Here is a 12,455-nt window from a genome sequence, read left to right on the forward strand (position 1 = left end):
AAATGAGTATCTTTTGAAAAAGTTCAACATTATGCGTTAGCGATTAGAAATCGCCTTCTGTAAAAAATGTACGAATCCGTTATGTAGTGGCTTGGCATAATAAAGAACGAGAAGACCTCTGTCCAATTATACTGCCGGAAATTGAATTGGTGAAGAATCATGTCTAAGTATATTCTTGTTGATTTTGAAAATGTTCATGAAAGCAATTACAAAGACTTGCTTTCCAAAGATATTCGCTTAAAGGTTTTTCTTGGAGAGTCTCAAAATAAGATTCCTACAGAACTTGTTCTTGGAATTCAGGATGCAGCAGGTCTTGGCCGATTGATTCAAATTTCTGGTAATGGCAAAAATGCCCTGGATTTTCATATTGCTTATGAGCTAGGTCGCATCTTTAGTAATGACAAGAACGCAGAATGCATTATCGTTTCTAAGGATACTGGATACGACCCTCTAATCGAAAATATCCGTAAGGAATTCGGCAAGAAAAGTTGCAGCCGAGTAGAGTCCATAGAAAAAATAGGCTCCCCGAAGAAGGTTGCAACTAAAGCAAAAACACCCGAAAAGAAGACTGAGCCAAAGCCACAAACAACGCCAGAGGCTACAACAAAAGTAGACATGATTCTTTCTATTGAAAACATCATCAAGTGGCTTAAAAAAAGTTCAAATAATCGTCCCAGTTCTGTTGATACTTTTATAAAATCAGTTCAAAATCTTGCAAAACCCAAGGGCTGCATCAAGAAGAAGCAAGTTGAAGCTCTTCTTAAGAATCTTGAATCGCAAAAAATGCTTGTCATTTCCGATACGGGAAAGATCAGCTACAAACTCTAAATAAAGTCATACAACCATTTTCCCAGCGTGGAGAAAATGGTCTACCCCCGATCCCACAGTTTCTCTTCTTTGTAAACGATATTCTCGTCTGCGTCAATGCCCATGCAACCAAGATTTACCATCTTGGCGATAACGCATGCAATGGTGCGTGGGTCCTGTCAAATGCCTCAGATGTCGCACCCAAGGCGACTAATGTTTTTCCAATTTTGTCACTAAAGTGTCAAAAATAAATGGTACTGTAGAACAGCTTTTTGATAAAAAAAATTAAATAGGCAGCAAATCCAATTCCTCTCCGCGAATCATGTTCTTGAAATTCCCGAAGATGAATTCTTCCTTGACCTTGTAAATGAAATCGATGTCGCTGTAGATTCTTGCCAGGGTTACGATAATGCCCCCGACATCCAATATCTTTGGATTCTCTGTCACCAATGCAGCAACGACATTCGAGGCGCTTGCGATGATGTTGGACCACATGAGTATCTTACGGGTCTTTACTTCGCCTAGCTTACGGTCCAAGCCTTGCTTGTCGAGGTAGGTGAGGCCGTGAAGCATGGCTATGAGTGTATTGATTGCGCATGCCATTGCAGCCTGCTTGCCGATATTGGCGATGTTCGACATGTCCAGACCAATCTTGGCAAGGTTGGAGGCCATTTGGGGGCTGAATGCCATTATTCCCGGTATCGGCAGGCTTGCCTTTGAGTTGATGTCGGATTGCAGGTGGATAATTTCTTTTATCAAGGAAGCCGCTACAATAAGATAGCCGTCAGAGCCTTTGTCGTAGAAGTTCCTAAAGAAATGCTTGAACACCAGCCCTGTATCTGCACGCTGGCTAAAGAAATCTCTGCCGCGGCCGTTGGTCTGGATATGGAATGATTCCCACTTGTAGTTTGTCAGGGTCGATGTGGCAATGTTTGCGGTACCCACGACGATGCCAATGACTCCGTCATGCCCCAGGGTTGTTCCTCTGTGGCCAAAGCTTCCTCCGCCGGCCAGGTTTCCGTTGGCATTGATGTTCGCATCGAAAGGAACAGGGTTGGAGCATATTTCTTCCAACGAAGGATTGTATAGCCTGTGATGACGGTTGGATTTTTCATCACCGAAAGGCTTTGGAGTTTCCTTGGATGATGTCTGGTCGTCGGGACGCTCCGGGAAGCTAGTCATAAGGTATTGGCGCAATACTTGTAGGGCTACAGCAAAAAACAAGAAAGCGAAATCCGTCTTGTTAAGCCCAGTGGCCTCTTCGAATTGGTCGTCAAGGTCGTCCAGAATCTTTTCGGCATTGTCGGCGACTTTTGCCACACGTCCGCTTTCGTCAGCCAATTTGCCCATGTTTTGAAGACAGGCATCGCTATGCTTGCACAGTCTTTCGAATTCCGCATCGAGTTCTTGTCGCGTTTTCATATGCTAGGCTGCATTTTGAATGTTTAGCAAAGCCTCTAGCTCGCTATTTAGCTTGATCAATGCCTCATTTTCTTTTTCTGTACGATTGGCCTTTTCCTCGAGACTCTTGATGAGGCAACTGTATTCAATGATGAGTTTTTTGAGTCCTTCGAGATCTTTTTCCATCGCCTCTTTCTGCTCCAGGAACATCTTGGCTTGATTATGCAGTTTTTGGGCATACTCTACGGAGGCCTCTTTATAGCCTTCCTTTTTGCCATTGACGTGGCCTTCCTTTTTACCAGCGTTGTATATGGTGCCTGTAATGGGATTATCTTCTATACTTTCTTTAACAGTGCGTTTGAGCCCGCTACCAACACTTCCTTCCTCAACGACGTTCTTTGCAACGATGGCGACTCTTGCGCCCGGAACTGTAGTGCAAATAATAGCTCTAGCAAGTCCTCGTAAAAAACCCATAATGTAATCTCCTTATTTTTCAATGAATATACATTATTGTCAATATAAGCGTTATTTTTTTTAGGAAGTGTGACATCTTCATAATCAAAAGTATGCTATCGATCATCTTCCCGGCGTGGGGAAAATGATGTTCTTTGCCGTTGTGGTTTTGCAGAATCACGACATAGGAAATTATTATGGTAAAAAAGGTTGTTGGCGTGAGCCGCGCTGAATTTTATGTACGATTTCCAAAATTCCAGACAGTGTCTGGAAAATTGAGCTGGAGCCACTATACCGAAATCTTGAAGTCCGATTCAGAACTTGAAATTGGCTTTTACGGTTTTTCCAATTTTGTCACTAAAGTGTCAAAAATAAGAGGTATTTTTCTCTACAAACAAGGAGAATGCCATGAAAAAGGTTCTGTTTCTAATGGTTTTGTCGGCGGTCTTTGCCTTTGCCGGCTGTAAAAAGACAACTGTCATGAGTCTTGATCGTGCTAGAGTTGAGCCCGGTAGTGGAATGGTTGCCATGCTCGGGGGTGGTAACGTCAAATACGAAACCTATGGCGACTCCGTGTACTTCAGGTCCGAGGGCGAATACCAGGTTTTTGTTCCTAAAAAGAACGGAACTCTTTTCTATTATAAGCACCAGAAAAAGAATGGGGAATCCTACGAGTGCTTTATGGAAAAATCCGAATGTGTCGCCAAGGATGAACTTGGCGTGATTTACGATAGAGAGCATTTCGGATACGATATTCATAAAAATCAGGATAAGCTCGAGGTCAAGCTCCAGGGCCTTTACAAGAAGGCCAAGGCCGGGTGCAAGGAATAGTTCTTTTATTCCCTGTTCCGAATGTCGTCGAGGATGTTAAATTTCGAAAATTCAAACGCTTGAAAATCCATTAATAATTGCATATATTTCATTCTGTAATTCATCACTCCCTGCGACAGTCGACATAGACTTGCAAAAGTCCGTACGTGCATTCGCGGCAGGGCTCATCAACCTTCTCGTTGATGCTGTTGGATAGCTGGCAGGAACACGACCTGCTCGAGATCCGCCGTAAGGCTGGCAAGTAACGCCGAGGAATACCCTCGCCAACAACAAGAACTGGAGCATCCCCAAATAAAATGATAGGCTCAAAGCAAGTTTTTTGCTTTGGCAATGTTGTATATGTCAAATGACTTAAACCACCCGTTTTAGTCATGTTCAACTATTTTGGCCTAGCGCCATTAATAAATTACAGGAGGCTCAAATGAGCTGTCATCAAATAGGCGAGGCAATGAATAGCGTCGTTAACACAGTCTTTAAATTGTACGATGCAAATGAATTGTCTAAAAAAACTGCGATTACACTAATAAAATCGTTGAAAAACGGTGTCAATTATTGTGACGGAAACGAATACGAGGCTGTAGAATCGGTTTCTAAATGCCGTTGCGGCAGGTGCCTGAAAATCCTAAAACCCGGAGTAGATCGCATATATTATTTAGTAGGTCTTTCTTCTAATGATTTCCTTAAAATTTCAGATAGAGAAGATGTTGCCTACGAAAACTTGTGCGTTGAATGTACCGATTCCGTTTTGAACGAGTATTTTCACGATGAAAATGCCGGTCAGAAATACCGGGATATGAGGGATGAATCAGATCCTGGCGATTCCGAAGTTGAAGAATACTGAATAATTCACAACAAGTGTTGTAAACCGTAGCTCTATTTAAATATCATTTTGCCGACATCGGCAAAATGATGTTTCACTTTTTTAAATGGAGACTTTTTATGGAAAATAATCCTTTCGGTGATATATTTGGAGAATTTTTCGGAAACAAAAATCCTGTTGATGAAATTGATCGAAGGATGAAGGAAAAAGACGCGGAGATTGAACGTTTAAAGAATCTGATTTTACGCTGTCCTAAATGCGGTGCAAAATTACGATATCCTAGAGGATAAACAATAAAAATGGAGGCTGTATGACTCAAAAAGAAATATCCGCTTATTCCGGGCAGACTTTTGATGGAATCAAGCGGTTGCGAGTTCTGGTATGCTCGCGAGCTGCAAAGTGCGCTGGAATACAAGGAGTGGCGTAATTTTGAAAAATCTGTTGACAAAGCGAAGTTGGCAGAAAAGGCAAATGAAACTCATTTCGTTGTGGGCCAGGTTGGTGGAAAAAGCTTCGTTTTGCCAAATGAGAGGCTCATTCTCACATGTTGTATTGATATAGGTTGATTTTATGAACTTGAATCTCGGTTCCACTTTGTTATATTTAACCGTGAGGTCCAAAAATGGAAGATATGAACAACAAGAAAAAACGTTCGTCTGCAGCAGACGCCTTCCGCAAGATATTGCGGGACAAGAAGGTTGTTTCTGCGTACCTCAAAAAGAACGGCTCTCTAAGGGGTTTTGATGACCCCGAAGTTAAGCTCGTTAAGCCATTATAACTGGCAATCTGAAGGATTCGAATATTTCTTCATTACAGATACAGGGAATAGAGTATCTATTCTATTCATTGACTGTTCAAGTCAGTTTTCGGAATGTTTTTCCGGAATAACGCTGTATTCGCTGTCTATTGAAAATCCTTGGTATGATCCCTCCCGAAGAAATAATGATTCTGATGATAAAACAAGGAATACAATATTTCTTATACTTCAAGATTTCTTCTCAAAAAATGTTGGCATAGTCCTTTTTATGGTCCTTGACTCAAGTGATGGGCGAGAAAAGGTACGTGAACGTCTTTTTTATAAAAACTGGTATATTCGGTTTGGGCAAGAGATTTGTGATATGGAAGCGTTGCCTGGCATGGTTGTTGACTCAATCAACATCATAACATACCTTATGTTTCCCAAGGATTTTGTAAACAAGGACTTTGTGATGCAAGTGATGTCGAACTACATCAAGGAATCATTTTGTTGACATTAACAAAATGGTTCGTGTTAGAAACGGTTTAAATAATGGAGGCTATATGGCTAAAGAAAGTGATGAAAATTTTGAAATCAAGAACGAAGAGTCTACTTCCTGGGAAGAAACGGATTTATTCAAAAATCGCTTTGCAGAATCTACTCCCGGCGAAATGATTTTTGCGAGCAGAGATATGCGAGGATGGTCCCAGGCGGCTTTGGCCGAAAAACTTGGCAAGTCGTCGCATTATGTTTCTGATCTAGAGAATGGCAGACGCTCTGTTTCTCGAAAAATGGCAGTGGCGCTCGGCGATGTTTTCGGCTGCGATCCCGCCTTGTTTTTCAACTTTTAAACAAGGAGCGACTACATAACTTTCAAGGACATTCCGTCCTTTCCGAAGAAGAGATCAAGTCTTTGTAAAAATTTCACCACTGGTGAGAGAAATTAAAAAAAGTGCGGTTTTATGTCGCACTTTTGCATTTGCCAGCTTTCCTGAATAGCAATTTCTCTTTTCCTATGTATTTTCTTTCCTAAAAAGAAGCATTCTATTTAGGTATTTTTCCAAAACTTCCATATAGTTTTCGTTAGATGAAATTTCTCTTAGTGTTACTTTTCCATTTTCATCTTTGTTAATCTCGTTGACGTCAACATTCCATATTGGATGTGCTAGAATTTCCTTTGCTATGGTAACATCGTATCTTTGAGTATAGAAACGAATTTTCGCATTTAGTTTTTCATCAAAGATTATTTCTAAATGTGGCAACCTAGGAGAGTTTGGATTTTGTTTTCCATGTTCTATGGGGTTTAAATAAAAATCGCATGATTTCTCGCTATAGCTCTGGCCAAATCCCATTCCTCTTTTTTTTATTGTATTATGGATGTCTTGCACAATTTTATGTGCCGGATGACGCCTTGCCAAGGTTTCTAGTTTTGGATAAACACTTTTCAGTTCCTTCCATCTACAACATTCTTTATATGAATCCCATCCATTATTTCTAAAAGCTGAAGGATGCGTTATAGGATAAAAGACTGTATTTGGATATTTTTGGTATTTAAAACATCCTAAATCCAGCAAGATATTATTCTCTATAATTCCATCTGGTTTTGGAAGATGATTTCTTAACCGTTTTCCCCATACGATAACAATATCTGGATTAATTTGGGGCAAAATGATTTCAAAAAGATCGTTCTTCTCCTCGGTACAATTCTTGTCTTGTGGTAATTTGAATTCGTCAAATGTTTTTCCAACAAATTTCGTGAAATAATTGTAAAAACACAAATTATCCCAAATATAGTCGGCCTTTTTAGGGATTTCGCCAGAAATCATAGATGCAACTTTTCTGTAGCAATTGCAGAATCTTGCAACGCCAATATCTTTTGCTCGTTCTGAAAAAGAAGCTACTTTTTTTTCGTTATGACATTGATATGAATTTAAAAAGACATCAATTGTGTTACTACAATCTATTGCTGCATTTTTTCCATAGTGAGATTCTCCTAAAGAAAGAACTTTTATTGGTACTTGGTTATAATTATCTCCAATATAGGGGAGAATATGTGGCTGGTTGTCTCCAAAAAGATTTTTTGCTCGATTGATAAATTTATTCCAATATTCAAGTTCCATCTTTAAACCTCAACAAACGATTCCTACAAAAAGACCTCTAGTTTGTAATTTAACATTATTTTATTGAAAAATCAGTTTTGCATGAAACCGTTTTTTTTTCTACACGACTAAATTTGTCGCATAGCCGTTTTACTTTTGGTATCAAAGAAATCAAGGTAAATGAGGCTTGCGATGATAAAATCCCTCTTTAGCAAACATATAGAGGAATGGCGGTTGATGGAGAATTCCCTCAACGATGATACCCTCTGGTATTTCCTTTCTAATGAATCGGTGGAACCGGAGAGTAGAATGTCCTTGATTATGGATATTGTATCCCGGAAACCGTTGTGCTGCACCGACGACGAATTCTCTTTCAAATACTTTCAAAAGGAAATAGGGGAGGGATGCCATCCGGATTATCTGTGGAGAAAAATTCAGCATGTGTACCGAACCTTATGGAATTGGAGCCTGAATCCTGAGATATACCACAAGGTGGGCTACCTGATTTGTGCCAACTATCCTCAGAGTGTTCTGCCTACGTTAACGCTGCTGTACTATGGCACGCGTGGCTTAGAACATGTGGCTTTGAACGAATTCTTGGATAAATTGATTGCCGAAAGTCAGAGTTCAAATTTTCCCGAATTCCTGGAACGGTATCGTCACCAGATAAATATTTCATTTTACCGCACGCAAACCATGGGCATGGGGACTTTCCCTTTTGACAAGTACAAGACTATCTGGAGGGATGGCGGTATTTCTCCACCAGTTCCTGACCTAGGGCAAGAAGTTCTTCCCTAAGGTGGGCTGGTTCGACAACAGTGATGTAGTTCGGTGTGTGGAACAACAGCCACTGTACCAGTTGGGGAGTCACCTTCACGTTCATTGTAATCTGAAGGTGGCTCTTTTTTTCCTTAATCTTCAAGGATGGATGGAAGGGGCGCTCCTCGATGTAGGGGCGGTACTCCTTAGGGATGGTCAGGACCACTTTTTCCGCTCCCTGGCCATTGTCTAGCAAAGACAGGTCCCGAACTCTTGTGCGAACTGCGTTCAGGGAGACGCTATTTTCCACAAAAGTCTTTGGGCTGATTTCTACGGACTTGATTCGGTTCAGTTTTATGACGTAGACAGCCTCGGGATTCCCATGGCGTGCGCAGGCAACGTAGATTTCGTTCTGGAACAGAACTATCATCAAAGGGATCCTGTCGGATTCCTTTTCTTCGTCCCAGGTCGGGGTGTAGAGTGTGTGTATTTCGTGCCGGGTACGGATTGCCTTCAGAATGATATTCAGTTTCTGGTTGGCCGTTTCGTCAAGGTCGGGCTGCGTACCCATGAAAAGGACCTTGGAATTGATAGCGTCATAGACTTCCTTCAGCTTGTCCTTTTGCTCCATGGTTATACTTTGAAGGATTCTTTCGATAAGATCCTCGATGAGGGCGGCAGTACCGGGGTATATGTAGGTGATGCGCTTCAGGAAAACCAGCTGCCGCATGGTATCTTCGAAGTTGGGTAGTTCAAGGTTGTGCATGGCTTTGATGCCGGACTTGTAGACCTTATGGGGACCGTTTCCCTGGCATTCCACAAGATGCCCGGGTAAACTCAGGAGGCTGTTGATGTCTCGCTGGATGTTCCTTCGGTCCGCCTCGGGGTAGGAAAGCGCCTGCATAATTTGCGTCAGTGAAAAGCTCTGCTTTGGTTTGTTCAGCAGGTGGACAAGAATCTGGATTTGCCTTTCGCTCTTCGTGTATTCAGCCATGCGGGTATCTCTCGGTTGGTTTGCCTTGAATTCTATGCGACAATGGTTGTCGTATCGTTAATCTACGTTTTAATTGTTAAAATGGCACGTTGGGCCGCAACAAAAGGAAAATATTATGGGAACTTATGTAAGAGTTGTGGGTTTTGAAGATGATGGGGCCAAGATTGTGGAAAGAGCCCAGAGTGCGTTGGACGAGGCTGCATTTCCCCAGCTGGATTTCATGGTTTTTGGCTGCAGCGAATATCGTGGGCATATTGCGGAGTGCTTCAAGTTGGATGATTTCTCGACGAGGGTGGACCACAAGTTGCTTTTGCTCGTCACTAGAGTGGATGGCCCAGCAGTCGGCTCCATTATCCCTGTGTTCTACAAGTGCGCAAAGAATTCCGGTTGGGACATGGGGGTGATTATGCTTCGTTCCGAAAATCGCCCGGACAACGGTTTGCCCAAATGGACCGACTTGCCTAAAGGCCATTGCGACTTCTTTACGGTGTTGTCAATGGACGCAAGTGCTTCGCGCAAGTATTATGTCATTGCCAGCTTGGTTTACCTGCTGAAGGATCCAGGTGTATCCCGTACGTCCTACGAAGATTTCATGGAAATCTTTGGTGATGGGGAAGAGCTGAAGTTTGAACGCATGTTTGCGGCTAACTGGATTGACATGGCCAAGGATGAAATAGAGGCCTGTGTCTTGCAGGTGGAACAAGACTCCGAATTCACCATGGACCGAATGCAACGGCTTATAAACGCTATTCCGGAGGGGATCAATTCCATTGTCGCCAACTTCAATGACATGGAGGAAGACGGCTGCCCCGCCATTGTTCACCTGTGGTATAAGAAAGCTGATTAGCAACTACCAAACGGGAAAAGTTCGTTGCACTCTCGTTCTTTACTGGCGGTGAGTTTTTCCTTAAAATCGACGTCATAGTACTCCTGCATTTCGCACTCGGATGCCGTGGGGAGGCCTTTCAGAAGAGTATAAGACAGGAAGACAGGGGAGCCTCGCCCATTGCAGTTAATAACCAAAAGTTCGTTTCCTTCTGTGCTAAGAACACGGAAAAAGTCTTTGTTCATTCTAACAAGACTATTGAGCTTCATTGCTAGCCTCCTTATCAATGACTAGGCCCCAGTCAGTAATTCCTCGGGCATTCCAGTATTCCCGTGATGCGTCCAGCAGAGACACCGTCATAGGCTTAGTCAAGAATTTGCGTTCAACACATTCACGTACCATGAAGGTGTCGTCGCTTTTCTTGCAATAGAAATCTGAGGTGTAGTTACCTTTAGTGAAGTTTTCCAGCGGCATATTGCACCGGATTGACTCAACGGATGCATCTGCATCAAGAACGTTCAGATATTTAACCTGTATTTGATTATAAAGTCGGCAAATGGCAGATGCCTTGCTTGCGATTTTCTTTTCGCAGCGGCATTTAGGGTCGCTTCTTTGCATAATTGCTCCTAAAACATCCCGAAATCCGGGAATTTATTTACCGGAATTCGGGTGTTGTTGTGCGGAAAACGGGAAAAATCCCGATTTACGCAAGGTGAATTCTTGCGAAAAACGCCTAAATTTCACAAATTTGTCAATCCCTAAAAATGATGTTACCCATTGCACTATATCATGGTACACTTGTAGTGTCCACATGTGCAAAAGCTTGTCCAACAGGCATAATTTTGCCCATTTTGGACAGGGGCGTCATCAAAAGCGCGTGCCAGAGTGTCGCACGTTGGCGTAAGTTGGCAGCGCAGGGAATGTTGTCAAATTTGTTAAATTACAGAAATTTCGCAACATTTAAGACAGCTGCGACCTATGTGTGGAAAGTTTTTAACGTTTAAGAACCTTCGGAATCTTTGGTAGTTCTATCAAGATTTTCTTGACTTTGCGAGCAGTGTCTGGCTGGACAAATCTTCGCAAATGTATCCCTTCGCACACCAACATTCAAGCCATGGCAAAACCGCATTCAACGAAATTCGCACGATTTCGCAAAAAACCGCCATTTTGCCCGAAAATCGCCAAAAAGGTGCAGCGGCCCGACCAGCGAAGCGTCACGACCGACCGCACCGTGTGCCAGTCCGTTGCCACAAATCTGCCACAAATTGTCACAGGCATTGCCCATGCTGTATCAAAATGTTTTACAATGTTAAGGCAGATTTTGCTCAAATTTGGGCAAAAAATGGCAAAAACTTGGTCAAACTGTGGCACAGCGGTGCGCACGGCTCGGCTGGCCCCGGAGACGTGAGAAGCCATCTTCGTGATGGCTTCGGACGGACGGGCGGCAACGCTTTGCGGGTGGCGGCAACGCTTTGCTTTGATTGAAAATCAGGTTGCTATGTATTTGCTTACACCCGGTTTGTCCAGGGCGTTGCAAGGACCTGTCCACGCCGAAGAAGGAGCAGGCGTGCGGTATGGAGGCGGCCAAATCGAGCCAGAAAGAGGCTAGAAGAAGGTCAGCGGGAGATCCGAGAAAAACAAGCGGAACGTCCAGCCTCAATATGAAAATTGCCTAAAACGGAGCAAAAAACGGCAATTACAAGGCACTAGGTCTAATGCACCCAGGAGGACTCTGCGGGATATCTGCGGGAATCTCTGGGAGGTCCTTGGAGAATCTGTTAGAATCTTTTAAGGCTCTGTCTGATCCTGCGAATCGTCCGTCTCGTTGGACAAATTCTTCGCATGGTTGGACATGTGGTTTGCACGGAGACAATTGTCGCATCGCTACAATTTTATTTTAGATTATTTAGTTTACATAATCCGCATTATAGAAGATTCCTTGGGCTGTGCTACCTTAATGTCGTAATTGAGATTTTCCTTGACCCAGCGATATTTTCTAGAGAACAAATCTTTTCCCATTTCATCACGAACAGATTCCCATTTGCCATAGGCACACTGCATAAGGAAGCAGAACATATTGTTGTACACGGTACGGCTAATTGTTGCGCTAGACTTCATCGCAGTCAGTCGGTCAAGGACATGGGCAAAGCCATCCTTTTCCTCGGTAGTATTGAAGTTTTCGCGGCCTAGCTGTTCATCCATTCTGTTAAGCAGGTCTCGCCAATAGACTACACCGAGCCTGATCACCTTGTCAATGTTATCAACGCCTGTTGTCATAAGATTATTCTCCTGCATGAACTTGGTACGATACTGGACTTCAAATCGGAAGATGTTCTTGAACTTGTCTTTGTTCTGTTCGTAGAAATCCTTCTTCTCGATATTATGGTCTATCGTCCGTTCCTTCAAAGTTAATTCTTCATTCTGCCGTTCGTAGGTATTGCCTTCGGCGTCTTCAAAATATGTACATCTTCCGCCAGGTTCCTTACGGTTATAGTAATCGTGTTGTTCCTTTTCCTTGTCATATACGATTAATCGGTAAGGAGACTTTTCCTTGCCCCACGCTACGGATCCTTCCTCATACGGATGGGCTTTCTGCCGATTCACACGACAACGGGATAGCACCTGTACGTATTCGCTGGACTTATGCTGGTCTGGTGCCCGAAAGTTAAGCGAGAGGTCAAATCGGCGTAGCTCTGCAGTTTCAAGGAAAGTCTTCGCGATATAGTCAA

Annotated in this window: 19 protein-coding genes; 11 read left to right on the top strand and 8 right to left on the bottom strand. The window is 42.9% G+C overall.

Annotated features, from left to right (window positions below; genetic code table 11):
- Window positions 1–159 precede the first annotated feature (159 nt).
- Window positions 160–828: a PIN domain-containing protein gene (locus B7992_RS03990; RefSeq protein WP_088665613.1), complete on the top strand. Its 669-nt coding sequence runs from the start codon at window positions 160–162 to the stop codon at window positions 826–828.
- Between the two features lie 264 nt (window positions 829–1,092).
- Here the strand turns inward: B7992_RS03990 and B7992_RS03995 are convergent, their stop codons facing one another.
- Window positions 1,093–2,229 carry a hypothetical protein gene (locus tag B7992_RS03995; RefSeq protein ID WP_217897572.1) on the bottom strand — a complete coding sequence of 379 codons (1,137 nt, stop codon included), beginning with the start codon at window positions 2,227–2,229 and terminating at the stop codon, window positions 1,093–1,095.
- A 3-nt stretch (window positions 2,230–2,232) separates the two neighbouring features.
- A complete protein-coding gene (locus B7992_RS04000; RefSeq protein WP_088665614.1) occupies window positions 2,233–2,682 on the bottom strand; it encodes a hypothetical protein in 450 nt (149 codons plus the stop codon).
- Window positions 2,683–2,858: 176 nt separating this feature from the next.
- Here B7992_RS04000 and B7992_RS04005 point away from each other — a divergent pair, with 176 nt between their 5' ends.
- The 8 genes from B7992_RS04005 to B7992_RS04035 all read left to right on the top strand — a co-directional run bounded on the left by B7992_RS04005 (window position 2,859) and on the right by B7992_RS04035 (window position 5,899).
- A complete protein-coding gene (locus B7992_RS04005) occupies window positions 2,859–3,128 on the top strand; it encodes a hypothetical protein (RefSeq protein ID WP_088665615.1) in 270 nt (89 codons plus the stop codon).
- Window positions 3,070–3,492, top strand: coding sequence for a hypothetical protein (locus B7992_RS04010; protein ID WP_141100358.1), 423 nt, complete (start codon window positions 3,070–3,072; stop codon window positions 3,490–3,492). The genes B7992_RS04005 and B7992_RS04010 overlap by 59 nt, the downstream gene beginning before the upstream one ends.
- Before the next feature lie 421 nt (window positions 3,493–3,913).
- Window positions 3,914–4,333 (top strand): hypothetical protein, encoded by a 420-nt coding sequence (locus B7992_RS04015; protein ID WP_141100359.1) that lies wholly within the window; start codon window positions 3,914–3,916, stop codon window positions 4,331–4,333.
- Window positions 4,334–4,431: 98 nt separating this feature from the next.
- A complete protein-coding gene (locus B7992_RS16520) occupies window positions 4,432–4,602 on the top strand; it encodes a hypothetical protein (protein WP_176421842.1) in 171 nt (56 codons plus the stop codon).
- Window positions 4,603–4,665: 63 nt separating this feature from the next.
- Window positions 4,666–4,878, top strand: a complete 213-nt coding sequence (locus B7992_RS16915; protein ID WP_217897573.1) for a hypothetical protein — start codon at window positions 4,666–4,668, stop codon at window positions 4,876–4,878.
- A gap of 65 nt (window positions 4,879–4,943) precedes the next feature.
- Entirely contained in the window at window positions 4,944–5,090 is a 147-nt protein-coding gene (locus tag B7992_RS16525; protein WP_176421843.1) for a hypothetical protein, read from the top strand.
- The gene (locus tag B7992_RS17350) at window positions 5,056–5,562 is read left to right on the top strand and encodes a DUF6169 family protein (protein WP_369680975.1); all 507 of its coding nucleotides are present in this window, start codon (window positions 5,056–5,058) and stop codon (window positions 5,560–5,562) included. Before B7992_RS16525 ends, B7992_RS17350 begins: the two co-directional genes overlap by 35 nt.
- Before the next feature lie 49 nt (window positions 5,563–5,611).
- Window positions 5,612–5,899, top strand: coding sequence for a helix-turn-helix transcriptional regulator (locus B7992_RS04035; RefSeq protein ID WP_176421844.1), 288 nt, complete (start codon window positions 5,612–5,614; stop codon window positions 5,897–5,899).
- Between the two features lie 162 nt (window positions 5,900–6,061).
- Here the strand turns inward: B7992_RS04035 and B7992_RS04040 are convergent, their stop codons facing one another.
- Window positions 6,062–7,168 (bottom strand): hypothetical protein, encoded by a 1,107-nt coding sequence (locus B7992_RS04040; protein ID WP_141100360.1) that lies wholly within the window; start codon window positions 7,166–7,168, stop codon window positions 6,062–6,064.
- Between the two features lie 216 nt (window positions 7,169–7,384).
- On the opposite strand from B7992_RS04040, the gene B7992_RS04050 reads away from it, so the two are divergent.
- Window positions 7,385–7,945, top strand: coding sequence for a hypothetical protein (locus tag B7992_RS04050; protein WP_141100361.1), 561 nt, complete (start codon window positions 7,385–7,387; stop codon window positions 7,943–7,945).
- On the opposite strand, the gene B7992_RS04055 is transcribed toward B7992_RS04050, so the two are convergent.
- A complete protein-coding gene (locus tag B7992_RS04055; protein ID WP_088665624.1) occupies window positions 7,881–8,900 on the bottom strand; it encodes a YafY family protein in 1,020 nt (339 codons plus the stop codon). The genes B7992_RS04050 and B7992_RS04055 overlap by 65 nt on opposite strands.
- 115 nt (window positions 8,901–9,015) lie before the next feature.
- Between B7992_RS04055 and B7992_RS04060 the strand changes: the two genes are divergently transcribed.
- Window positions 9,016–9,747, top strand: coding sequence for a hypothetical protein (locus B7992_RS04060; RefSeq protein WP_088665625.1), 732 nt, complete (start codon window positions 9,016–9,018; stop codon window positions 9,745–9,747).
- Here the strand turns inward: B7992_RS04060 and B7992_RS04065 are convergent.
- The 4 genes from B7992_RS04065 to B7992_RS04080 all read right to left on the bottom strand — a co-directional run bounded on the left by B7992_RS04065 (window position 9,744) and on the right by B7992_RS04080 (window position 12,330).
- Window positions 9,744–9,995, bottom strand: coding sequence for a hypothetical protein (locus B7992_RS04065; RefSeq protein WP_088665626.1), 252 nt, complete (start codon window positions 9,993–9,995; stop codon window positions 9,744–9,746). The two genes, B7992_RS04060 and B7992_RS04065, sit on opposite strands and share 4 nt — an antisense overlap.
- Complete coding sequence (locus tag B7992_RS04070; protein WP_088665627.1) at window positions 9,982–10,344, bottom strand: hypothetical protein; 363 nt, start codon at window positions 10,342–10,344, stop codon at window positions 9,982–9,984. Before B7992_RS04070 ends, B7992_RS04065 begins: the two co-directional genes overlap by 14 nt.
- A gap of 489 nt (window positions 10,345–10,833) precedes the next feature.
- Window positions 10,834–11,142, bottom strand: a complete 309-nt coding sequence (locus B7992_RS16530) for a hypothetical protein (RefSeq protein ID WP_176421845.1) — start codon at window positions 11,140–11,142, stop codon at window positions 10,834–10,836.
- A gap of 495 nt (window positions 11,143–11,637) precedes the next feature.
- Window positions 11,638–12,330, bottom strand: a complete 693-nt coding sequence (locus B7992_RS04080; RefSeq protein WP_088665629.1) for a hypothetical protein — start codon at window positions 12,328–12,330, stop codon at window positions 11,638–11,640.
- Window positions 12,331–12,455: the final 125 nt, after the last annotated feature.

The sequence above is a fragment of the Fibrobacter sp. UWH1 genome (assembly GCF_002210365.1).
Classification (GTDB): Bacteria; Fibrobacterota; Fibrobacteria; order Fibrobacterales; family Fibrobacteraceae; genus Fibrobacter.